Raw genomic sequence first — 22322 nt, forward strand, 5'->3', positions numbered from 1 at the left:
AAAAAGGGAAACAAAAACACATAGTGTGTAAAAATCAGGAGGATGAGAGAATGAAAAAAAGATTAATGGCAGCAGTATTATCAACAGCTATGGCAGCAACAATGCTGTTAACAGGAAGCATCAGTGTACAGGCAGCAGATGCTGCAGCAGCAAATGACCCGGCAGTAGAGCTGATCTTTACATCAGTATCTGTAAGCGGTGACTCCCATACAGAGGCTATGTATGAGTTTGCAGATAAAGTTGAGGAATTATCCGGTGGTTCCGTAACATGTAAATGCTACGACAACGGTTCTCTGTTCTCTTCCGAGAACGAGTTTGATGCTCTTCTTAACGGAGATGCAGATCTGGCATATATTTCCTTCCCGACAATTGCAACACAGATTCCGTCCTACAGTATGTTTGCTTCCGGATATCTGTTCAGCTCCTATGAGCATATGACAAGCGTTCTCAACGGTGACATCGGACTTAACAAGATCCGTCCACAGATTGAAGAGACACTGAACATCAAACCTCTTTCCAGCTTCTATCTTGGAAGCCGTGTAATCAACACAAGAGAGAAAGAAATCAACAGCTACGATGACATGAACGGATTACTTCTCCGTATGCCGAACTCCGAAGCATGGCTGTTCCTTGGTGAGGCACTTGGTGCAAACCCGACACCACTTTCCTTCAGTGAGCTGTATACTGCACTTCAGACTGGCGCCGTAGATGCACAGGATAACCCGCTTCCAAGTATCGAGAGTGCAAAATTCTATGAAGTAACAAAATACATCGCAATCACAAACCACGTTGTTGACTCCATCATGCCATGTATCAACGGTGACACATGGAACAGCATGACAGAGGCTCAGCAGGAAGCTGTTACTGAGGCTATGGAATATGCAAGAGACGTAAACGATACAGCAAGACTTGACAGAGAAGCTGAACTGATCAAATTCTTTGAGGAGAAGGGACTTACTGTTACATATCCTGACATCAACGAGTTTAAAGAAAAAGTTCAGGCTAAGTACATGGAAAACGAAGATATGATCAAAGACTGGGATATGGATCTTTACAACGAAATCCAGGCTATGGCTGATACAACAACCGCAGAAGAGTAAAACGAATTGTCGTGACAACAGGCAAGACATAGTGATCAGCTATGAATTGACAGCAAAACTTGAGACATCTGTCTGACTTATAACAAAGAAAAGTCCCAGGCTGTGTGTACGGCCTGGGCTTTTGAATAAAGCACAGATTTTTGGCCTGTCTGCACAGGTGATACATTTTGCAGTAGTGGCTGCAAATGGGAACAAACCGATGGCAGAAAAGTGAATCTGAGAGGAGAGGAAACTGTGGATAATTTCAAAAAGATCGGGAAAAAGATCGTCGATTTTCTTGGCGTTTTTATCCCAAACATTACGTTTTTGGTAATTTTCCTTACCTTTATGGTAACGATCGTATCCAGATATTTTTTCAAAACCCCTGTAACATGGAGTTATGAGGTATCTGTTCTGGGTTACATGTGGACCATGTTCTTCGGCGTTGGTAAGGCAATGGAGGCTGATGAACACGTAGTATTTGGTCTGGTTTACGATGCTGTAAAACCTCGTACCCAGTTTATTTTTAAAGTAGTTTACAATACATTTCTTTTAATCCTGCTGGTAACCTGTTTTGTACCGTGTTTCCAGTCCATGGTTGGAAAGAAAATGGTGACAGGAGTTCTGAAGCTTCCATATACAGTTGTTTTTGCACCATTTATGTATATGCTGGCTGAGATCATTGTCAGAACCTGTATCAATATCAGAAATGCATTTAAAGAATACAAGGAAGGAGGAAAAGAATCATGAGTATGCCGATTATTATGTTGTTTGTGGTTATGGCTATCTGCTTCATAATCCGTATGCCTGTTTCTTTCTCCATGCTTGCAGCTTCTATTACATATTTTCTGCTTGCAGCTCCGGACAAACTGGGCCAGGTATTTACCGTTATCACTGGTAACATGTTTGCAAACTATACCATGCTTGCAGCGCCGCTGTTTATTTTCATGGCAAATGTGCTGAATGAAGGTGAGGTAACGGACAAGCTGTTCTCTTTCTGTAATGGTCTTCTTGGAAGATTAAAAGGTGGTACAGCACAGGTTAACGTATTTATTTCCCTTATTTTCTCAGGTATGACCGGTTCTGCTATCGCAGATGCTTCCGGTATTGGTCTGATGGAGATCGACCAGATGAAAAAAGAGGGATATGATGCAGAGTTCAGCTGTGCCATTACAGCCGCTTCTGCAACGGTAGGACCGATTTTCCCGCCAAGTATTCCAATGGTTATTTACGCTATGTTATCCGGTGCTTCCATTGGTAAGCTGTTTATGGGAGGTATGGTTCCTGGCGTTTTACTTGCCATTCTTCTTATGATCTATGTTGCGTTTATTTCTCATAAGAGAAATTATCCGGCTGGTGTGGTCATGAGTAAGAGAGAGTTCCTGAAAGCTACATTGCAGGCTCTTCCGGCACTGTTTACAGTTGTTATTCTTCTTGGTGGAATTTATTCCGGTATCTGTACTCCTACAGAGGCTGGTGCTGTTGCCTCTGCATACGCACTGATCATTTCTGCCCTGATTTACAAAACACTGGGATGGAAAAAGCTTTGGGGTATCATCAAGAAATCCGCTGCCAACACAGCTACACTGGCTCTCCTTTGCGGAACTTCCATGCTGTTCTCTTACATCATCTCTCTGGAGCAGGTTCCGAGAGTTGTTGCAAGCCTGGTTATGGGAATCACAGATAACAAATACATTTTCCTGTTTATGTAAACATCGTATTCCTGCTTCTTGGCTGTGTACTTGATGTAAGTACTATCCAGCTGGTATTCGTACCAATGGTTCTTCCGTTGGTACAGGCTATGGGTATTGACCTTGTTCATTTCGGCGTTGTAATCTGCCTGAACATGATGATCGGTCTTTCCACACCGCCATTTGGTATGCTGTTGTTTATTGTTTCGGGACTTGGAAAAACGAAGATCAAGGGTGTCATACGGGAGATTTTGCCGATGGTACTTATTATGATCGGGCTGTTGTTCCTGGTTACTTATGTACCGGATATTATTATGTTTATACCTAACAACTTCATGTAAAATATGAACTTGGGTAGTTGGAAAAGGGACTGTTTTGCAGTCCCTTTTGTTGTATCGGGAGGCGCGGTTACCCGGACGCACTTTCGCAGCTGATATTCCACGCGGGGCGGTGCAACACTGCGGCGAGCTAACTGTTAACTACGACTAAATCGTTCAGGAGAGCCTTCACGATTAAGTCTTCGTAAGCAGTGGATCTCGCCTCCGTTAAGGGCGCACCTGGAAATGCCCCGCTTAGGAATATCAGTTGCGAAAACGCTGTGTATTGGTAACGAATGGATACAATAAAAGCGACGGTGCTGGTGATGATGGAATAGGGAATTTAGAACAATAATGTAATGTGGGACTATAAGAGGAGGACATGAGGATGGGCACATTGGATGAGGTAAAGGGATTGATTAAGAATCCGCCGAAGGAGTATCGAAGTGCTCCTTTCTGGGGGTGGAATGACAGGCTTCAGAGGGAGAATCTGGGAGAGCAGATAGAGGGATTTAAGAAGGCGGGGATGGGGGGATTTTTTATTCATTCCCGTGAAGGGCTGGAGACGGAGTATCTTTCCACAGAGTGGATGGAGGATGTGAAGTTCTGTGTGGATAAAGCCCGAGAAAATGATCTGGAGCTGTGGATATATGATGAGGATAAATGGCCGTCGGGGGCTGCGGGAGGTATGGTCAGCAAGGTAAATCCAGCGGAGTTTACGGCCAGGGCGCTGACGATGGAGTGCGGGAAAGCCGGGGAGCTGGCGGTACCGGCGAAGCTAAGTACCGAGGAAGAAAGGATAGTTACCGGGGACTCGGATTCGATAATGTGCGGCGGGAATCGAAGCGTGGACGAAAATTCCATGTCTGGCAGGAACGGCAGTGAAGATTTGGCAGTGGAAGAAACTATGGAGACAGAGTTTCTTCAGGGTGTTTATGTGATTCAGACGGCGGCGGACGGCAGATTTATTAAGAGGATGAAAGAATATCTGACTTATGAGGAAGCTGCTGGAGCTTGCGGTGTTGATGAAGAGATTCTGCTTCTGCGCCAGGAGATTTCTGGTAAGAGCGAGTGGTACAACGGCTTGATGCCGCCAGATAATCTGAATCCAGAGAGCGTGAAGACATTTTTGAAGTTGACCCATGAGCATTATGAGGAAGTGTTTGGCGGAAGTTTTCCAAAAGAGGTGAAAGGATTTTTCACAGATGAACCAAACTGCTGTGATTTCTTCAGCGTTTTCCATGAAGGCAGACCGTGGATTCCGTGGAGTATTGGATTTACAGAGTATTTTATTGAAAAGAGAGGATATGATCCGCAGGAGAAGCTGCCTTATCTGTTTTTTGATGGGGAAGGGGCGGAGAAGATCCGTCATGATTATTGGAAGACGGTGGCACAGCGTTTCGAAGAAAGTTATATGAAACAGGTTTATGAGTGGTGTGATAAACGGGGACTTCGTACTACGGGACATATTTTATATGAGAACGACCTGGGCTATCAGACTCGTGTGTGCGGTGCGGCGATGCCTCAGCTTCGTTATCTGCATAATCCGGGCATTGATCTTCTTGGCGCACAGACGGATGAGTATCTGACTGTGAAACAGTGTGCAAGCGTGGCACATCAGTATGAACGTTCCATGACCATCAGTGAGGCTTACGGCTGCACTGGCTGGGAGCTGGATTTTTCTACTCAGAAATGGCTGGGAGACTGGCAGTTCGCGCTTGGAATTACGAGACGTTGTCAGCATCTTGCCCTGTATTCCATTACTGGCTGCAGGAAGAGGGACTATCCGCCGGTTTTCAACTATCAGAATACCTGGTGGGATGACAATGATAAGATGGAGAATTATTTTGGTCGTCTGGCGCTGTGTCTTTCTCAGGGTGAGCCGGTGCGGAAGGTGCTGATGATCCATCCGATTTCCAGCATCTGGACCGAGTGCCGCAGTGACCGGGCGGAGGATTTCAATCATCTGGAAATGAATATGGGATGGCTGGATGAGCATATTACTTCTTTAAATCGAAAAGGTGAGTATTATAACCGGATCGCAAAAGCGCTGACTGCAGGGCATGTGGATTTTGATTTTGGAGATGAGATCCTGTTGGAGCAGGACGGCAAGGTTGAGGATGGAATGTTTGTGGCAGGAAAGTGCAGCTATCAGGTGGTTGTGGTTCCGGGAGTGAGCAATCTGTTTGCAAACACGGTGAAGCTGTTGAAGGAATTTCTTGCAGCTGGTGGAATGGTGATCTGGCTGAAGCCGTATCCGGTGATGATTGAAGGAGAACGGATTGGTAGTAAGCAGATCTGCGTTGCTAAGAGATGGGATAAAAAAATAGATAGTGAAGATGTAAATGAAGAGAAATCTGACAGCAGGGAAGTGTGTGGAAAATATGGTGATATCCGGGATGTTTTAGATGAGAAAGCATTTGTTCATACGGTTGAGCATGAATGGGAGCTGACGGAAGCTGTGGCGAAATGCACCGGAAAAGATTTTACTGTGCGAAATGCCAGCGGCGCAGAGGATGGTGAGATTCTTTCCATGCTGAGAAAGACAGAAGATGGACATATTCTTTTCCTGACAAATCACGATCGGAACAATGCACATCAGGTTTACATAAAACTTGACTGCGGGAACGCTGTGGAAGAGCTTGACCCGCTGACCGGAGAAGTTTGTGAGGTGGAAACTGTTGCGGATGGAGAGGGCGTTTGCTTTACCAGGACATTCGAGACGGGGATGAGCCGAATTTATTTTGTGAAGAAAATAATAGGGGCTGGACAGATTATTAAAGAGATAAATAGTGTTGAAGACAAATGTGGAATTGAGGAAGATACTACCGTTGTGGACTTGGCCGCTGTTTCTGATGGCGTAAATGCGGTGCATGAAATGACAGTGAGCAAAGCTGCCACATTCCCATACAGACATCCGCATTACACAGATCCCGTATTAGCTACATTCGGTCCGGACGCGAAATTAAGAAGAACTATGGAGAATGTGCTGACGATAGATAAATGTACTTATGAGCTGGGGGTTGCTTCAGCAAATAAAATTTGTGACGGAAATGCTATGGTGGAAGATAAAGATCTTGACGCAATTGTAGAGCAGGTATCAGAATTCAGACATGGCAGCGGACTGTCAGAAGCAGGAAGCGTCTGTGAGTCCGCAGAGATGGAAATCTGGCAGGCGCAGAAGGAAATTCGTGAGAAATTGCGCATGCAGCAGGTTTACTATAACGGTGCACCTCAGCGATATACCTGGGTGGATCAGCCACATCCGGCAGATGGAACACCATTTACCATGCATTTCCGGTTTAATGTTGCAGAAGACATTTCCAGTGAATGCAGTTTTGTAATTGAGAAGCCTTATGGTCTGGAAGTTTACTTCGATGGCGTGAAATGTGCGCAGACCGGCAAATGGTTTATTGACAAAGACATGCGTTGCTTCGGACTTCCTGCTTTGAGTAAGGGGGTGCATCGGATTACCATAAAAGGCAGTTACGACCAAAAGCGGGAACTGGAAAATGTATTCGTAATTGGAAATTTCGCCGTAGATATGTCTGGCAATATTTCCAGGGAAAAAGAAATTCTGCATACTGGTGATTGGAGCATGCAAGGTTATGTAAACTATCCTGGCGGTATGATTTACCAGTACAAGGTGCCACAGTTGATTTCCGATAAGCAGGTTCTTCTTCATTTGGGTGAGTGGAGAGGTACCCTTCTGAAAGTCAGAGTAAATGGTAAGGAAGCTGGTTTTCATTTCGAAAAGAAGAACTGTGTCACAGATGTAACTGGTCTTTTCGAAAAAGAAGAGAATACTCTGGAAATTGAAGTTTCCGGAAGTCCAAGAAACATGTTCGGCCCATTCCACCAGTCCTACACCGGCTGCAGCCGGATCAGCTGGGCTGATTTCCGCACCGAGGGAATGTTCCATACGGATGGGAAGGTGCTGAAGCCTTACGGTATGATGGGGCAGAGTTATATTTGTGAGTATGAAGAACAGTAAAAAATAACAGGAGGATTTATCATGATTGCAGATTACGCAGACAAACTGAATACATATGAGGAATTTAAAGATTACGCTGACATGGTTCAGCAGTTTATCAAAAAACAGAAAGAGGAGAACCTTCCAGAAGGCAGATACGACCTAAAAAACGGCATTTTTGCCTTGGTTCAGAAATATACCACGAAGTCCCTGGATGGTGCACAGATGGAATCCCATAAGAAATACTGCGACCTTCAGTACATTGTAGAAGGCACTGAGAAAATTTACTGGGCATCTCTTCGCAAGCTTACCGTAGAGGATGACCGCACCCCGGAAGCTGACATTATTTTCTATAAAAGTGGTCCGGAGCAGGGATACACTCTTCTGGAGGCTGGAATGTTCGGCTTCTACGCTCCTGAAGACGGTCATATGCCCTGCATCGCCGTAACAGAAGCCCAGCCCGCAACGAAAATTGTGTTTAAGATTCCGGTGAAAGGCTGAAATACTGTGGATTCAGATTGACAAGCTCTTAATAAAGCGTATACTATAGCGTGTTAGAGCCTGCTTGAAAAAACATTCCCGCAAATTGTGACGCACATCTTGCAGAAAGCCTTTATCAAACACGCTCTAGTAAGACACATAGTAGGAGGAAAGAGCTATGAAAAACAACAATAGTATCAAAACCGTAGTTGCTATCGGTATCGGTGCAGCACTGTTCTTTGTGCTGGGACGCTTTGTGGCGATCCCTAGTCCGGTTCCGAACACAAACATCAGTCTTCAGTACGCAGTACTTGGACTTCTTGCAGCAATGTATGGCCCGGTTGCAGGCGGACTCATTGGTTTCATCGGACATACACTGATCGACCTGTCCTGGGGTGGAAGCCCATGGTGGAGCTGGGTTATCACATCTGCATTTGTAGGTGTTGTGATCGGTCTGTTCGCCAAGAAGCTTCAGGTTCAGGAAGGCGATTTCGGAAAAAGCAAAGTTGCCGTTTTCACAGTTGCAAACGTGATCGCACATGTTGTAGGATGGGTAGTTGTTGCACCTGTACTTGACATTGTAATCTATGCTGAACCGGCAAACAAAGTATTTGCACAGGGTGCATTCGCCGCTGTTTCAAACACCATCACAGGTGTTGTAGTCGGCGGTCTTCTGATCCTGGCTTATACAAAAACAATTGCAAAGAAAGGCTCCCTGGATCAGGAATAAGTTGAAAGGGAAATTTGTAAAAGACCTTGCTATGGGGAAACTTGTGGCAGGGTCTTTTTTGATGCATAATTTTATTGGATCCAAAAAGTAAATTTCGCAAGATTTATGCAAAATAAGATAAACTTTGGTAAGAAATTTTATTGTGGATTTAAGAAATTCGTGTTATCCTTTTGAGATGGTGTAAGGTGTACACTTATAGAGATGCAAATTGTTAAGTGGTTCTGAAGCAGTCACATTGTTTACAAATTGACGATGGATTCGCTTCAGGATATTTGATTTTGAGGTACTATATGACAGAGAAAAAATCTCCTATTATTTCTTTCAAAAACTTTTCTTTCCAGTACCGGGCACAGAAAAAGCCTACGCTGAAGGAAATTAATCTGGACATTTATCCTGGCGAGCGGGTGTTGATCGCAGGTCCTTCCGGCTGTGGAAAAAGTACTCTGGCAGGCTGCATCAATGGCCTGAATCCTTTTTCCAATCCAGGAGAATGCAGCGGGGAACTTATTGTGGATGGTGTGGATGCGCCGAAGAGCAGCATTTTTCAGCTCTCTGCACATGTGGGCACAGTGCTGCAGGATCCGGATGGTCAGTTTATCGGGCTGACGGTTGGCGAGGATATTGCCTTTGCATTGGAAAACAGCTGCATGCCGCAGGATGAAATGCATGAGATCACCCGTCACGCGGCAGAGCTGGTCGGAATTCAGGATCATCTGGATTACGCGCCCCACGAGCTTTCCGGAGGGCAGAAGCAGCGCGTCAGCCTGGCGGGGGTAATGGTGGATCAGGTGAAAATCCTGTTGTTCGACGAGCCATTGGCCAATCTGGATCCGGCTACAGGTAAGCAGACTATTGAGCTGATCGACGAGATTCAGGAAAAAACAGATATTACGGTGGTGATCATTGAGCACCGTCTGGAGGATGTTTTGTGGCGAGATGTGGACCGTATTGTTCTTATGGGCGATGGAAAAATTCTGGCAGATCTTCACCCGGATGAGCTTTTGTCCACCAGACTTCTGGAAGAAAACGGAATCCGAGAGCCCCTTTATCTTACTGCGCTGCGTTATGCAGGCGTGGAACTGGTTCCGGCGAAGAAACCGGCACATGTTGATTCTGTTGTGATAAATGAGGCGGACCGGAAGAAAATGACAGACTGGTTCTGGTCTCGTCCGGCAGCAGAGGCTGAGAAGGAACATGAGCCGCTGCTTGAAGTAAGAAATCTTACCTTTGGTTATGAGAGAGGCAGGCAGACTTTACGTGATGTTTCTCTCACAATCCACAAGGGTGAAATGGTCAGCATTGTGGGGAAAAACGGTGCCGGAAAATCTACTTTTTCCAAACTGGTCTGCGGCTTTGAAATACCGGATCAGGGTGAAATCCTTTTCCAGGGAAGGGATCTTCTGCAGGAAAATATCCGCCACAGAGCCAAACATATTGGTTATGTGATGCAGAATCCAAACCAGATGATTTCCAAGACTATGATTTTCGATGAGGTGGCACTTGGCCTTCGTAATATGGGAAAAAGCGAGGAAGAGATCCGGGAAAAAGTGGAGGAAACTTTGGAGGTCTGTGGACTTTTCCCATTTCGGAACTGGCCGGTTTCAGCGCTTAGCTTCGGGCAGAAGAAGCGTGTGACCATTGCCAGTGTGCTGGTGCAGGATCCGGAACTGATCATTCTGGATGAGCCGACTGCGGGACAGGATTTTCGCCATTATACAGAGATTATGGAGTTCCTTCGTGGGCTGAATGAAAAAGGGGTAACAGTTGTGATGATTACCCATGATATGCATTTGATGCTGGAATATACGCCTCGGGCACTGGTCTTTGCTGACGGCAGGCTGATCGCGGACAGAAGCGCGGCAGCAGCTCTTTGTGACCCACAGCTGATCCGTCAGGCGGCACTGAAGGAGACCAGTCTTTTTACCTTGGCGAACCAGCTGGGAATCAGTCCGGCGGAAGAGTTTGTGCAGCGTTTTATTGAGGAGGACAGGGAGGTGCGAAGCCATGGCCGCTAAGACAGTGTTGAATTATCTGCCAAGGGAAAGTGTGATACACAAGCTGACAGGTACCACCAAACTGGCGCTTTTCCTGCTTTTTACTTTTGCAAGTATGATCACTTATAATACGTGGGTACTGCTTGGGCTGTTTGCGGTGAGCCTGGCGGCGTTTAAGCTGAGTAAGATTAAGTTCCGCGAAGTGCGGTTTATGATGATTTTTATGCTGGTATTTCTGGTGCTGAATAATCTGTTTATTTTCCTGTTTGATCCTAACCAGGGAACGACGCTGTATGGCACCAGACATGTGCTTTGCCACCTGTTCTGGCGGTATGATCTGACTGCAGAGCAGCTGTTTTATATGGTGAATATTTCTCTGAAATATTTTGTTGCGCTGCCGGTTGCGATCTTGTTTATTTCTGCAACGAACCCAAGTGAGTTTGCTGCTAGCCTGAACAGTATTGGAATTTCCTATAAAGTGGGTTATTCTGTGGCGATTGCGCTTCGATACATTCCAGACATTCAGCGTGACTACCACAGCATCAGCCAGGCTCAGCAGGCAAGGGGCGTAGAGCTTGGAAAAAACGAGCACTTTTTTGCCCGGCTGAAGAATTCGGTGAATATTCTTCTGCCGCTGATCCTGACCAGCCTGAATCGGATTGATACCATTTCCAATGCCATGGAACTGCGTGGGTTCGGAAAGGATAAGAAGAGAACGTGGTATATGAAGAGACCTTTTGAGAAAAGGGACTTCGTGGCAATTGGAGTTGGCGTGGTACTGCTGGTAGTCAGCATGACGGTGACGATACGGTGGGGGAGATTTTATAATCCGTTTGTTTGAGAAAAAGGGAATATGGTAAGAGATATAGATGGCTGTGCGAGGGGGCTCGCATGGCCATTTTATACTATAAATGCGATTGACAAAAAATAGTATAGATGTTACTATGAATTAACGCAACGCGTCTGTTTTTTAGGGGGTAGGAAGGTAGATCAGATGAGTAGAGGAAAAGAGGTAAAGGAATTACGTGAAAAAATGGGAATGAATCGGAGGGAATTTAGTGAGTACTATGGAATTCCTTATCGTACAGTTCAAGATTGGGAGGCTGAAAAGCGTGAACTGCCAGATTATCTCTTACGTTTGCTTAAGTATCGGGCAGAGATTGAGAATAGAGTAAAAAAAGAAACGAGCACCTCGCTTGAGCAATAGCTGTATGGTAACAAACCCATTTTATATATATATTATAACAATAGGAAATTTTCTGCAAGTGAAAATTTAAATTACTGAAAAATACTATAACAATAGAATAAATATTTAAAATATATAGTCCCTACGAGTAGCTTGATATTATTCGCCCCGTCGAATATAATAATTAAGGTACGAAGCTTTTGGAGGTGCAAGATGAAATACATGACTGCTAGTCAAGCTGCAGAAAAATGGAAAATATCACAAAGAAGAGTTCAAATTCTTTGTGCGCAGAATAGAATTAAAGGAGTTTTTAAATTAGGTGAAAATTGGGCAATTCCAATGAATACACCTAAACCAAGCGATAAAAGAAGAAAGGCGGAGAGTCATGATGAAGAAATTTAATGTGATAGATCTTTTTTGTGGATGTGGAGGGTTTTCAAAAGGTTTTGAAGAAGCTGGATTTAATATTTGTTTTGGAATTGATATGTGGAAAGATGCCACAGTTACTTATCAGCATAATTTTTCCAATGCGGTTGTGTTAAATGAGGACATTACAAAAATTTCAGGAGAGGACATTTTGAAAATGTGCAGTTTACAGGCCACTGAAGTTGACGTAATAATTGGAGGACCACCGTGTCAGGGGTTCTCTGTGTCTGGAAAAAGAATGATTGATGATGAAAGGAACAGGTTGTATAAATCGTATGTAAATATTGTATCAATTATTAAACCGAAGGCTTTTGTAATGGAAAATGTGCCTGGACTTGTAAGGCTTTTCAAAGGAAAAGTTGCAGAACAGGTTAAAGAGGATTTTACAAATATTGGATATTCTGTTCAAATGAAAATATTATCTGCGGACAATTATGGTGTACCACAGCAAAGAAAAAGGGTGTTTTTTGTAGGAATACGAAAAGATTTATCGGAAAAAGGTATAAAGTATTTTTATCCAGAGCCAATTATGGGAGAGGGAACAGGAATAAATTCGTGGACGTGCAAAGACGCTATCAGCGATCTCGATTTTGTCCCAGATGATCGTGTGTTAGGGGAAGAGATAGAATATGTATTGCCAGCAGAAAACGAATATCAAAAAGTAATGCGAGAAGGTAGTAAAAGCGTATTAAATCATTCAATAACCTTGCATACAGAAAGAACAAAAGAAATTATATCTATGGTTCCGGATGGGGGAAACTATAAAGATTTACCAGAGAATTTACAGAATACAAGGAAAGTGCATATTGCGTGGACAAGGATGAATAGTAACAAGCCATGCTTTACTATAGATACAGGACATAATCATCATTTCCATTATAAAGAAAATCGTGTTCCGACTGTGCGTGAATCGGCAAGAATACAATCATTTCCGGATTCTTTTGAATTCATAGGGATAAAAACAAGTCAGTTGAAGCAGGTAGGAAATGCTGTTCCGCCTTTGCTTGCCAAAGCAATTGCTAGAAGTCTTGAAAGTATTTTAGAAGAGGGGTGACTATATGTATGATCCAAGTAAACAGTATAGATGCACAATAATCCGAGGAAAATCACAAAAAGAAATGGATGATCTTTTGCCCGCATATGCAAAGGTCATAGACGAAATCTGTCCATGCAGTCATCAGGATTTTGAGACACTGTTTAATGAAGCTTTTAAGCGATACCTTCCAGAATCTGAACGCATAAAGAAAACTTTGGATAATCATAGGACAGAAATTTCCGGGAAATTATTTGGAATGTACTATTTCGCAGAAGATGGAATGGTATACGAGTCTGAACGAACTCAAAAGTATCTTGAAGATAATGACCAGCCTGCTTTTTTTAAGGATATATGTTTCAAAATGCAATTTCCTAATGGCATGCAAAAGGTGTCAACTACTGTCGCTAAAAGAGTTGAAGATGAGATTAGTGTTCGACCAAACGCATTTGTTTTAAAATTGTTACAAATTGCTCAAACAGCAGGTGTGACTATTACAAAGAAAGCGTTAGGCTATTATGTTTTAAATTCATTAGATGTATTACAAGGACATGCTAATCCGTATGAAGTGCTAGAAGCGATAGTAAAGGACCAGAAAGATGGGATTGAACACGACATAAGTGTTCCTGGAAAAGCGTCTTCGTATACGCATCAACATATAAATGAACAGATAAATTATTTGGAATTAGCTAATTTAATTAGAGTAACAGAAGATAAACGTGTGATTTTAAATCCCAATGAAAGCGAAGCAATTAGTCTTTTTACATCAGTTTATAAAGATAAACCAGAATTTGATGTTTATGAATATGATTTGGGAAATGCTGAAATTAGAAAAGAATTTCAATTTAAATGGGATGCATATTATGCTCGCTTATCTCAATATGCTCAAAATTTTAAGACTAGTTCTGTAGCTTTATTGTTTGAAGAAAAAAAGTCTATAGAAGAAACTAAAAAATCACGAGTTAATCTTACAGAGTTTGGAGATGAAGGGGAAACACTTGTATATAATTACGAAAAGTCGAGAGTTGCAGCGTATAATACAAGATTAGCAAATAAAGTTCTTTCACTTGGGAAAACAAGAGGTATTGGTTATGATATTCAGTCTGTCATTGCTGAACCAGGGGATGAGGCTGAGTTTGTAAAATATATTGAAGTAAAATCGACTAAGCGTTTAACCAGTCCGGACTTATCAGATCCGCTATGGGTAGATTCGTTAAATATTACAAGAAATGAATGGATAGCTGCGCAGCAGCATAAAGAGTATTATGCAATATACAGAGTGTTTTTTACACGAGAGGGGGCTACTGTTTTTGTGATAAATAATGTGGCTGAAAAGATTAAAGATGGAAGAATACAGGTAACACCTATGACATATAGAGTTGATTTTTCCAATAGCAGTGTAGATAAAGAGATACCAATTAGAAATGAGGAAAGTTAATGTACAAAGTAGTTTCGTTGTTTGCTGGCTGTGGAGGTTGTGATCAGGGTATAACAGGAGATTTTGTGTTTAATCAAAAAAGATATGAACGACTTCCGTTTGAACTTACGTATGCAATGGATATTGACCAAAAAGCATTAAATACCCATATGCTGAATTTTAGGGACAGTATAATAAAATGTGCGGATGTATGCGATGTGGAATCATCCGAAATTCCGGATTGTGATGTTATTATTGGAGGGTTTCCCTGCCAGTCATTTAGTACGGTGAATCCAACGAAGGATCCGTTTGATGAAAGAGCAAATTTGTACAAACAAATGGTACGAATTGTTAAGGATAAACAGCCACAAGTATTTATTGCAGAAAATGTGAAAGGCCTTATGACATTACATAAAGGAGAGATTTTTAAAAGAATATATAAAGCTTTTGAAGATGCTGGATATACGTTATCTTATCGTTTATTAAATGCGGCAGATTATGGCGTTCCGCAGAAGCGAGAGCGGATGATTATGGTTGGGTTTAGAAATGATTTAGGAATAAAATTTGAGTTTCCAGAGGAAACAAATAAGAATAACTGGGTACCACTTTCTGTTGCAGTGCAAAAACTTGCAATTGATGAACAAAAATATTATTTTTCAAAAAGAGCTGTTTTAGGAATGAAAAATGCAAAACCAAATATGAAGAGAGGTTTATGGCAACATTTAGATGAACCGTGTCTGACGGTTACAAGTCATCTGGCAAAAGTAAGTTTAAATTCCCGAGATCCAGTTCTTTTAGTTGATCCTGAAAAAGAGTTATATCGTCGTTTTACGCCGAGAGAAGCCGCACGTATACAGTCATTTCCCGATGAGTTTAATTTTGCAGGTAGTGAAACTGATGCATACCGACAAATTGGTAATGCAGTACCTCCGGTAATGTTTTGGCATGTTACTAAAAAAGTAGCAGATTATTTAGAAAAATAAATTCCTAAAATTTGAAGATAATCTGAGGAGAAACTAAAATGACGGATGTACTTACGCCAGAGCAGCGAAGAAGAAATATGCAAAATATCCACCAGAAAGATACGTCAATTGAGCTTTGTTTACGAAAAGCATTATGGAAGAAAGGATATAGATACCGCAAAAATGTAAAAACTTTACCCGGAAAGCCAGACATAGTGATTACAAAATATAAAATTGCAATATTTTGCGACAGTGAATTTTTTCACGGAAAGGATTGGGAAGTTCTAAAACCGCGGTTGGAAAAAGGAGTGCATGGAGATTTTTGGGTGAAAAAAATTACGAACAATAGAAGACGAGATGATGAAGTTAATAAAAAACTATTGTTTATGGGCTGGACTGTAATTCGCTTTTGGGGAAAGGAGATAATGAAAAACACAGATGAGTGTGTAAGGGTTATAGAAGAAACAGTATTTGATATCAAAATGGAAGTAAATGATTAAATAATGGAATAATTACAAAATTTAGGAGAAATGAAACAATGCTAGAGGCAATGACTTATCAGGATATGCTTAGTGATATTAACGAAAATGCAAGAAAGAACGGTATTATAAATGATACTATTGGTATTTTGATCACAAGGCCGGATCTGCCGACCGGAAAACAAATTATGAACAGCTTAGAATATTTTCATTTTCGAACAGGAAAATCTGTTAATTTTTATTTACCCGGTTATGGTGCGTACTGGACAAAATATGATTATCCTGATGGGATAGTTGTAACAAGAATAAACGGAGTTGAATGGTCTTTTAGCAATGAAATGTTTGTCTCATTTATTCAAAATTTAGAACATTATTCAAAATGGCAATATTCAGGAGAAAGTGAACTATTATTAGTGGAATTAAAGGATAATGTTTTGTCGTATCAAAATACAATGCAATTTCACTTAGATAACATGCTTAGGGACAGAGTTATAGGATCTATTCCTCAATTTTTTGAAACTTTATTTAGAGTATGTGCAAATAAAGATTCATTACAACAAATTAGTAACATTTTTGGGCAAAAGACAGTTAAACATGTAAGTATGGAATTTGTATTAAGCAATGTACCATCCGGTTTGAGAAAACTTTTTACAGAAGAAAAATATTTCTGTGTAAAAAATGTGGAAAATTAGAGAATATACCACATGTACTATTGGTTTAACATGCTTCAGAATATAAAATATAGAAAAAATTTATGGCTATCAACTGAATTTTGTTATGGGGTATAACGTATTTACTAAGGAGAAAACCATCATGAATTTAACCAACATTTTTGAATCCACTGATTTTGTTCACGCCAGTGGCACGAAGGAAGAACTACAGGTTGCGGAATTTTTGAAAGGACAGTGCGAGGAACTGGGAGTGACGGCGAAGATAGAGGCTTTTCGGGTTGCTATGGGGAATATTGAGGAATCCCATCTTTTTGCAGATGGGAAAGAAATTCCCTGTAAGGCATTTAACTGTTGCGGCAGTGGCGTTGTAGAAGGGGAACTTTATTATATGCCGGGAACGGATCCGGTCTCTGTGGCTGGTGCTAAAGATAAGATCGTGCTTCTGGATACTCAGGGAATTGGATTTTTCGGATATCAGGATCTGATGAAGGCAGGAGCAAAGGGGATTATTTTCCAGTATGGAAATGTACACTTCCCAAATACAGATATAGATCAGAGGGATCTGCGAGAGGCTGTTGTAGGGGAAGAGCGTAAGGTACTTTGTGCTATGATTCATTCCAGCCAGGCTGTAGAGCTGGTGAAAAACAAAGTAAAGAATATCCGTTTAGAGGTATTCCAGAAAGAGTATGACGGCCAGTCACACAATGTAGTCGCAGAGCTTCCCGGTAAGCGTGACGAGTTTATTGTATTAACAGCTCATTACGATACCACTTCTTTATCTCATGGCGCATATGACAATATGAGCGGCTGTGCAGGACTGCTTGGAATTATGGAGCAGCTGAAAGGAAAGGAGCTGAACTATGGGCTTCGTCTCGTGTTCTGTGGAAGTGAGGAACGTGGACTTCTGGGTTCCAAGGCTTATGTACGTGATCATAAAGAGGAATTAGAGAAAATAGTGTTGAATATTAACTTGGATATGATCGGAACCTACCTGGGCAAGTTTATTGCCTGTGTTTCCGCAGAGGATAAGCTGGTTCACTATATTTCCTATATGGCGGCAGAAACCGGCTTTCCTGTAGAAGCTAAGAGCGGTGTTTATTCCAGTGATTCCACGCCGTTTGCAGATGGCGGTGTTCCGGCGCTGTCCTTTGCCAGAATTTCCAGTCCGAATGTAACACCAATTCACTGCCGTTATGATGTTAAAGAAGTTATGTCTATGGAGCAGCTGCAGAGAGATATTGATTTTCTGGTGAAGTTTACACAGCACTTTGCAAATGCGGTTGTATGCCCGGTTGCGCGGGAGATTCCTGAGAAGATTAAAAAAGAACTGGATGAGTACCTTTTCAGAAAGAGAAAAGAGCAATAGAGCATGAAGAAAACTCCAAAATAAATGTGCGCTATAAAGTGGGATGTGCAGATTACAGGAAAAGATTTTTGAAACGTGTTTCAGATAAGGTAGCTGGGATGAAAAAAGGAGGAGTCCTATGAGTTACATAACTACATACACAAGAAAGCATTTCGACCCGGTTCATCCGGACCCGGAGCGAATCTGCATTCAGGATATTGCACATGCATTGCCATTGATCTGCCGGGGAAATGGACATGTAAGCACCTTTTGGTCTGTTGGGGAGCATTGTATTTGCTGTGCGAAGGAGGCTCTTGGGCGAGGGTATTCCAATCGTCAGGCGCTGGCTTGTCTTTTGCATGATGCCAGCGAGTGCTATATGTCAGATGTGCCCCGTCCGCTGAAGCAGGAGATGCCCAGATACCGTGAGGTGGAAGAGCAGCTGCTTCAGGTGATTTATAAGAAATTTCTGGGAAGCAGTCTGACTGATGAAGAAGCGCAGCGTCTGAAAGAAATTGATGATGATCTTCTCTGGTATGATTTAGAGGTTCTTCTGGAAGAGAAACAACCGGGGGATGCACCGAAGCTGCACTTTGAGCTGGATTATACAGTGCGGCCGTTTGTTGAAGTAGAGCAGGAATATCTGGAAATGTTTCAAAAACTGAGCGAATCATAAAAGACAGATTTTTACCCGGAGAATGCGGCATTTATTATGCAGAAATATGAGGGATGGCAGATTCAGAAACAGACCTCAGACAGATTCTATGGGAGGAATTACACATGAACCAGGAGATAAAAATAGCGGTTTGTGATGACCTTGCGGAAGACAGGGAGAATATCACCCGGCTGCTTTCGGAATACACAGACAAAAATAACCTATATGTGAAAATAGAAGAATTTTCTTCCGGGGAGGCATTTTTATCCTCAGATACATCCGTTTATTCACTGGTTTTTATGGATATTTTTATGAGTGGGATGAACGGTATGGAGACGGCGAAGAAGCTGATTTCAAGAAACAGCCGGGTGCAGATCGTGTTCGGGAGCACCAGTACGGAGTTTGCAGCAGAGGCCTTTGATATTGAGGCGCTTCATTACATGGTGAAGCCAGTGAGAAAAGAGAAGCTGTTTCACATTCTGGATCGCTTTTTTGACAGTGTCTACTCCCTGCGGACTGTGAACGTGAAAGTGGGACGGCTGGAGGAGAGCATTTACATTTCCGATATTCTGTATGCAGAAGCAGATGGAAAACGAGCGAAAATTCACACGAAAAAGGGCGTGATAGATGCTTCCATGTCTATGGCAGATCTGGAAAAGGTTCTGCCAGCCAATGAGTTTTGCCGCCCGATCCGGTGGGCGCTGGTTTCCATGAGGGAAATCGTGGCTATGCCTACGGATATTCTGAAGCTGTCGGATAAGACAGAAATCCCCATCAGTCGTCTTAAGCGAAAGGAAATCCAGGATGCTTTTGCAAATTATAGCTGGCGAAGTACGAGACGGCGCATGCGGGGCGGAATCCTGTAAAAGAATTTACAGACTACGTTATAATTATAAAAGGAAAAAACTTTATAGCGTGTTTGAAAAAAGGTTTTCTGTAAAATATACGTTATAATCTGCAGGAGAAACTTGAAACGAAATATTGAGAGAACGTTTCGGACATGTTATGATTTGGAAAATATGAAAAACCTTTAGAAAACATTTTTTTGAAAGCGGAGGACATCATACTATGGGAAAAATTATTAATTTATCAGCAGTACTGGAAAAAGAAGAGAAATTACAGCAGGTAGTAGATTACATGGAGGAACTGAAAGACCAGTTTTCAGATTTGATCCAGGAGTATGAGGATGATGGCGCAGATGTAAGGAAAGTCGATACACTGACTGAGGCTCTGGACGCGCTGGAAGATGCATATGAGATGGTCTGTGAAGTTGCTGAGGAAGAGGAGTGATAATTTATTTAAAATAAGGTACATTCAGCTAAAAACACGAAACAACACAACGTGTTAATTAGTACTGGGTGTACTTTTCTTGTATATTGTGGAGATTTTGTAGTGTATAGAAATCGTACAAGCGTCGCTACGCGACGGCTCTAATGTTACTGTGAACTTTGTTCACAAAAAACACCTCGCGGAATGTTACCAGTGAACAGTAACGCTCCAATCTATTTTCTCATATAAAATCCCAAAAACCTATTGACATAGTGGGTTAATAGTGGTAATATCCATTTAACGAATAAATAACCCAGTAAATCAATACGGAATATCGACAATTATTGCCGAAGAAGCAAGCTGGCAGTTACTGGGGGCAGATACAGACATAACAGGCGGGCCGCCATACGGCGACATCACCTCGAATAAATGTAAAGCGGCCGCAGGCGCCGGGAAAGGAATGGATATGGCATACTATAAGGGAACACTTGGATTGATCGGAAACACCCCACTTGTAGAGGTTACAAATATTGAGAAGGAGCTTGGACTGGAAGCTACTGTTCTTGTGAAGCTGGAATACTTTAACCCGGCAGGAAGCGTTAAGGACAGAATTGCCAAGGCTATGATCGAGGACGCAGAGCAGAAAGGAATTCTGAAGGAAGGTTCCGTAATCATTGAGCCAACTTCTGGAAATACCGGAATCGGTCTGGCATCTATCGCAGCAGCTAAGGGATACAGAATCATCCTCACCATGCCAGAGACCATGAGTGTTGAGCGTCGAAACATTTTGAAAGCATACGGCGCAGAGCTTGTTCTTACCGATGGAACCAAGGGAATGAAAGGTGCCATTGCCAGGGCCAACGAACTGGCAGAGGAGATTCCGAACAGCTTCATCCCAGGACAGTTTGTGAACCCGGCGAACCCGGCAGTGCACAAGGCGACTACAGGTCCGGAGATCTGGAAGGACACTGAGGGAAAGGTTGATATCTTCATCGCAGGTGTTGGTACAGGCGGAACCCTTACCGGAACAGGTGAATATCTGAAAGAGCAGAACCCGAATGTGAAAATTGTAGCACTTGAGCCTTCTACCTCCCCGGTATTATCTGAGGGAAAAGCAGGTCCGCACAAGATCCAGGGAATCGGTGCCGGATTTGTTCCGGATGTTCTGAATACCAAAGTTTATGATGAGATTTATAAAGCAGAGGCTGATGAGGCATTTGCCACAGCGAAGCTTCTTGCACACAAAGAAGGAATCCTGGTTGGAATTTCTTCCGGAGCTGCGTTAAAAGCCGCAATTGACTATGCAAAGAAGCCTGAGAATAAGGGCAAAGTGATTGTAGCCCTTCTTCCGGATACTGGTGACAGATATTATTCTACACCACTGTTCACTGAATAAAGATACATAGTAAACATACGGTAACTGTGAAGGCATTGCGCAGTTATAGTTTACCAAATAAGAAGCCTCACTATCTGATATCGCTTATACAGAGTTGTTATCAGATCGGTGAGGCTTTTTTGCGTAATATTACGCTATTATTTTATTTGGCTAGCAATTGTACCGTCAGCATTGATAGTACAATTATCGGTCGGATTGAATTCGAGAATGTACATAAAAATTGCATGCTTATACATAAAAACGACAACTAACTTTTCCGGCGCCGTTTGTGATTGTAAGGGAAAATAGCTATGCTAAAATGGATTTAGTCAATTATCAAAAATAAATGTAATTGTTCAGTGCTAATTTTCAAAATGCTTTGTATTTCGTCATTTGATTCTGACCAGTTACAAATGAATTTAAGGGAGAGAAAAGAATTATGAAAAGGAAGGCAATCAGCCGGATACTTGCAATTTCGCTGAGTGTTGCAATGTGTGCACAAAGCATTCCGATTTATGCTGCAGAAGAAATTGGGACTTCAGCTGCAGCGGACTTCTTCGCAGAAGATTCTATTGAAAACCAGAGTTTGAATGAAGGCGACGCGGAAACCAACGCGGAAACTAACACGGAATCTAATACAGAAACCAACACGAAAGCCGATGCGACAACCGGCATATCGGAAGCGTATACGTTGGAAGAGAGTAATTCAGCGACCACATCGGAGGAAACGGTTACTGACGAGGATGGATTCTGGTCTGGAGAATCAGAAACAGTTGAATCTTCAGCAAATGGTTCTGGTGGATGGGAATCTGCGGAAATGGATGGAGCAGAAGCGGGAGATGAGGCGGTAAAGCGAGATGCTGCAGCTTTTGTTTCGGGAGACGTGGAAGAAAACGTAGAGGAAACTGGAGAAACAAATGAATTGGAAGAGGCTCTTTCTGAATCGGCAGAGATGACAGAAGGTGATTTTTCCTATGTAATTGTAAATAACAGTTATGCGCGTATTACCAGATATTCCGGAAGTGCCACCATCGTTCAGGTTCCGTCTACCATAGGTGGTTATGCGGTTCAGGTGATCGGAGCGAGAGCATTCCAGGGAAATACAGTGCTGGAAAGTATGGAGCTTCCCGATGGCCTGACTACCATATATGCTTATGCATTTGCAGACTGTACAAACCTTACCCAGATCAATCTGTCAGAAGGTCTTAATATACGCCTATGCATTTGAAAAATGTACCAG

At 42.4% G+C, this 22322-nt stretch carries 21 protein-coding genes and 1 pseudogene; all 22 read left to right on the top strand.

The features are described from left to right. Window positions 1–50 precede the first annotated feature (50 nt). The 22 genes and pseudogenes from LIZ66_RS02485 (at window position 51) to LIZ66_RS02585 (ending at window position 22310) form a co-directional block, all read left to right on the top strand. The gene (locus tag LIZ66_RS02485) at window positions 51–1100 is read left to right on the top strand and encodes a sialic acid TRAP transporter substrate-binding protein SiaP (RefSeq protein ID WP_173717183.1); all 1050 of its coding nucleotides are present in this window, start codon (window positions 51–53) and stop codon (window positions 1098–1100) included. A 234-nt stretch (window positions 1101–1334) separates the two neighbouring features. Beyond that, window positions 1335–1829 carry a TRAP transporter small permease gene (locus LIZ66_RS02490; protein WP_118577898.1) on the top strand — a complete coding sequence of 165 codons (495 nt, stop codon included), beginning with the start codon at window positions 1335–1337 and terminating at the stop codon, window positions 1827–1829. Between the two features lie 71 nt (window positions 1830–1900). Beyond that, a pseudogene (locus LIZ66_RS02495) lies at window positions 1901–3111 on the top strand (TRAP transporter large permease). A gap of 364 nt (window positions 3112–3475) precedes the next feature. Continuing rightward, entirely contained in the window at window positions 3476–7081 is a 3606-nt protein-coding gene (locus LIZ66_RS02500) for a glycosyl hydrolase (protein ID WP_227200135.1), read from the top strand. Window positions 7082–7102: 21 nt separating this feature from the next. Next, window positions 7103–7561, top strand: a complete 459-nt coding sequence (locus LIZ66_RS02505) for a NanQ anomerase/TabA/YiaL family protein (protein WP_118577900.1) — start codon at window positions 7103–7105, stop codon at window positions 7559–7561. A 74-nt stretch (window positions 7562–7635) separates the two neighbouring features. Beyond that, a complete protein-coding gene (locus tag LIZ66_RS19760) occupies window positions 7636–7722 on the top strand; it encodes a DUF6783 domain-containing protein (protein WP_368356822.1) in 87 nt (28 codons plus the stop codon). Beyond that, window positions 7719–8270, top strand: coding sequence for an ECF-type riboflavin transporter substrate-binding protein (locus LIZ66_RS02510; RefSeq protein WP_118577901.1), 552 nt, complete (start codon window positions 7719–7721; stop codon window positions 8268–8270). Before LIZ66_RS19760 ends, LIZ66_RS02510 begins: the two co-directional genes overlap by 4 nt. Window positions 8271–8560: 290 nt before the next feature. Continuing rightward, window positions 8561–10285 carry an ABC transporter ATP-binding protein gene (locus tag LIZ66_RS02515; protein WP_227200133.1) on the top strand — a complete coding sequence of 575 codons (1725 nt, stop codon included), beginning with the start codon at window positions 8561–8563 and terminating at the stop codon, window positions 10283–10285. Beyond that, window positions 10275–11105 carry an energy-coupling factor transporter transmembrane component T family protein gene (locus tag LIZ66_RS02520; RefSeq protein WP_227200131.1) on the top strand — a complete coding sequence of 277 codons (831 nt, stop codon included), beginning with the start codon at window positions 10275–10277 and terminating at the stop codon, window positions 11103–11105. The genes LIZ66_RS02515 and LIZ66_RS02520 overlap by 11 nt, the downstream gene beginning before the upstream one ends. A 153-nt stretch (window positions 11106–11258) precedes the next feature. Continuing rightward, window positions 11259–11471: a helix-turn-helix domain-containing protein gene (locus LIZ66_RS02525; protein ID WP_173769160.1), complete on the top strand. Its 213-nt coding sequence runs from the start codon at window positions 11259–11261 to the stop codon at window positions 11469–11471. 192 nt (window positions 11472–11663) lie between these two features. Then, on the top strand, window positions 11664–11852 hold the full coding sequence (locus tag LIZ66_RS02530) for a MerR family transcriptional regulator (RefSeq protein WP_173769159.1): 189 nt from the start codon (window positions 11664–11666) through the stop codon (window positions 11850–11852). After that, window positions 11836–12930, top strand: a complete 1095-nt coding sequence (locus tag LIZ66_RS02535) for a DNA cytosine methyltransferase (RefSeq protein ID WP_226836836.1) — start codon at window positions 11836–11838, stop codon at window positions 12928–12930. Before LIZ66_RS02530 ends, LIZ66_RS02535 begins: the two co-directional genes overlap by 17 nt. A 4-nt stretch (window positions 12931–12934) precedes the next feature. Then, on the top strand, window positions 12935–14347 hold the full coding sequence (locus tag LIZ66_RS02540) for a protein NO VEIN domain-containing protein (protein ID WP_173769158.1): 1413 nt from the start codon (window positions 12935–12937) through the stop codon (window positions 14345–14347). Next, a complete protein-coding gene (locus tag LIZ66_RS02545; protein WP_173769157.1) occupies window positions 14347–15309 on the top strand; it encodes a DNA cytosine methyltransferase in 963 nt (320 codons plus the stop codon). Before LIZ66_RS02540 ends, LIZ66_RS02545 begins: the two co-directional genes overlap by 1 nt. 38 nt (window positions 15310–15347) lie before the next feature. Next, window positions 15348–15788, top strand: a complete 441-nt coding sequence (locus LIZ66_RS02550) for a very short patch repair endonuclease (protein WP_173769156.1) — start codon at window positions 15348–15350, stop codon at window positions 15786–15788. A 38-nt stretch (window positions 15789–15826) separates the two neighbouring features. Continuing rightward, the gene (locus LIZ66_RS02555) at window positions 15827–16459 is read left to right on the top strand and encodes a hypothetical protein (protein WP_173769155.1); all 633 of its coding nucleotides are present in this window, start codon (window positions 15827–15829) and stop codon (window positions 16457–16459) included. A gap of 121 nt (window positions 16460–16580) precedes the next feature. Continuing rightward, on the top strand, window positions 16581–17804 hold the full coding sequence (locus tag LIZ66_RS02560; RefSeq protein WP_173769154.1) for a M28 family metallopeptidase: 1224 nt from the start codon (window positions 16581–16583) through the stop codon (window positions 17802–17804). A 118-nt stretch (window positions 17805–17922) separates the two neighbouring features. Then, window positions 17923–18459: a hypothetical protein gene (locus LIZ66_RS02565; protein ID WP_173769153.1), complete on the top strand. Its 537-nt coding sequence runs from the start codon at window positions 17923–17925 to the stop codon at window positions 18457–18459. 104 nt (window positions 18460–18563) lie between these two features. Beyond that, a complete protein-coding gene (locus LIZ66_RS02570) occupies window positions 18564–19304 on the top strand; it encodes a LytR/AlgR family response regulator transcription factor (RefSeq protein WP_173769152.1) in 741 nt (246 codons plus the stop codon). 202 nt (window positions 19305–19506) lie between these two features. Then, complete coding sequence (locus LIZ66_RS02575) at window positions 19507–19728, top strand: hypothetical protein (RefSeq protein ID WP_118577908.1); 222 nt, start codon at window positions 19507–19509, stop codon at window positions 19726–19728. Window positions 19729–20173: 445 nt separating this feature from the next. Next, the gene (gene cysK / locus LIZ66_RS02580; RefSeq protein WP_148461361.1) at window positions 20174–21103 is read left to right on the top strand and encodes a cysteine synthase A; all 930 of its coding nucleotides are present in this window, start codon (window positions 20174–20176) and stop codon (window positions 21101–21103) included. A gap of 418 nt (window positions 21104–21521) precedes the next feature. After that, the gene (locus LIZ66_RS02585; RefSeq protein WP_173769151.1) at window positions 21522–22310 is read left to right on the top strand and encodes a leucine-rich repeat protein; all 789 of its coding nucleotides are present in this window, start codon (window positions 21522–21524) and stop codon (window positions 22308–22310) included. The last annotated feature ends 12 nt before the right edge of the window (window positions 22311–22322 follow it).

It is taken from the genome of Blautia faecis (genome assembly GCF_020554845.1).
Taxonomy (GTDB): Bacteria; Bacillota; Clostridia; order Lachnospirales; family Lachnospiraceae; genus Blautia_A; species Blautia_A faecis.

Bases quoted from the DNA above. Each gene is read 5' to 3' on its own strand.
- LIZ66_RS02550 (WP_173769156.1), top strand. From the start codon at position 15,348: ATGACGGATGTACTTACGCCAGAGCAGCGAAGAAGAAATATGCAAAAT.
- LIZ66_RS02500 (WP_227200135.1), top strand. From the start codon at position 3,476: ATGGGCACATTGGATGAGGTAAAGGGATTGATTAAGAATCCGCCGAAG.
- LIZ66_RS02565 (WP_173769153.1), top strand. From the start codon at position 17,923: ATGAGTTACATAACTACATACACAAGAAAGCATTTCGACCCGGTTCAT.
- LIZ66_RS02540 (WP_173769158.1), top strand. From the start codon at position 12,935: ATGTATGATCCAAGTAAACAGTATAGATGCACAATAATCCGAGGAAAA.
- LIZ66_RS02510 (WP_118577901.1), top strand. From the start codon at position 7,719: ATGAAAAACAACAATAGTATCAAAACCGTAGTTGCTATCGGTATCGGT.
- LIZ66_RS02485 (WP_173717183.1), top strand. From the start codon at position 51: ATGAAAAAAAGATTAATGGCAGCAGTATTATCAACAGCTATGGCAGCA.
- LIZ66_RS02535 (WP_226836836.1), top strand. From the start codon at position 11,836: ATGATGAAGAAATTTAATGTGATAGATCTTTTTTGTGGATGTGGAGGG.
- LIZ66_RS02530 (WP_173769159.1), top strand. From the start codon at position 11,664: ATGAAATACATGACTGCTAGTCAAGCTGCAGAAAAATGGAAAATATCA.
- LIZ66_RS02525 (WP_173769160.1), top strand. From the start codon at position 11,259: ATGAGTAGAGGAAAAGAGGTAAAGGAATTACGTGAAAAAATGGGAATG.
- LIZ66_RS02515 (WP_227200133.1), top strand. From the start codon at position 8,561: ATGACAGAGAAAAAATCTCCTATTATTTCTTTCAAAAACTTTTCTTTC.
- LIZ66_RS02505 (WP_118577900.1), top strand. From the start codon at position 7,103: ATGATTGCAGATTACGCAGACAAACTGAATACATATGAGGAATTTAAA.
- LIZ66_RS02555 (WP_173769155.1), top strand. From the start codon at position 15,827: ATGCTAGAGGCAATGACTTATCAGGATATGCTTAGTGATATTAACGAA.
- LIZ66_RS02570 (WP_173769152.1), top strand. From the start codon at position 18,564: ATGAACCAGGAGATAAAAATAGCGGTTTGTGATGACCTTGCGGAAGAC.
- LIZ66_RS02545 (WP_173769157.1), top strand. From the start codon at position 14,347: ATGTACAAAGTAGTTTCGTTGTTTGCTGGCTGTGGAGGTTGTGATCAG.
- LIZ66_RS02575 (WP_118577908.1), top strand. From the start codon at position 19,507: ATGGGAAAAATTATTAATTTATCAGCAGTACTGGAAAAAGAAGAGAAA.
- LIZ66_RS02560 (WP_173769154.1), top strand. From the start codon at position 16,581: ATGAATTTAACCAACATTTTTGAATCCACTGATTTTGTTCACGCCAGT.
- LIZ66_RS02520 (WP_227200131.1), top strand. From the start codon at position 10,275: ATGGCCGCTAAGACAGTGTTGAATTATCTGCCAAGGGAAAGTGTGATA.
- LIZ66_RS02585 (WP_173769151.1), top strand. From the start codon at position 21,522: ATGAAAAGGAAGGCAATCAGCCGGATACTTGCAATTTCGCTGAGTGTT.
- cysK (WP_148461361.1), top strand. From the start codon at position 20,174: ATGGCATACTATAAGGGAACACTTGGATTGATCGGAAACACCCCACTT.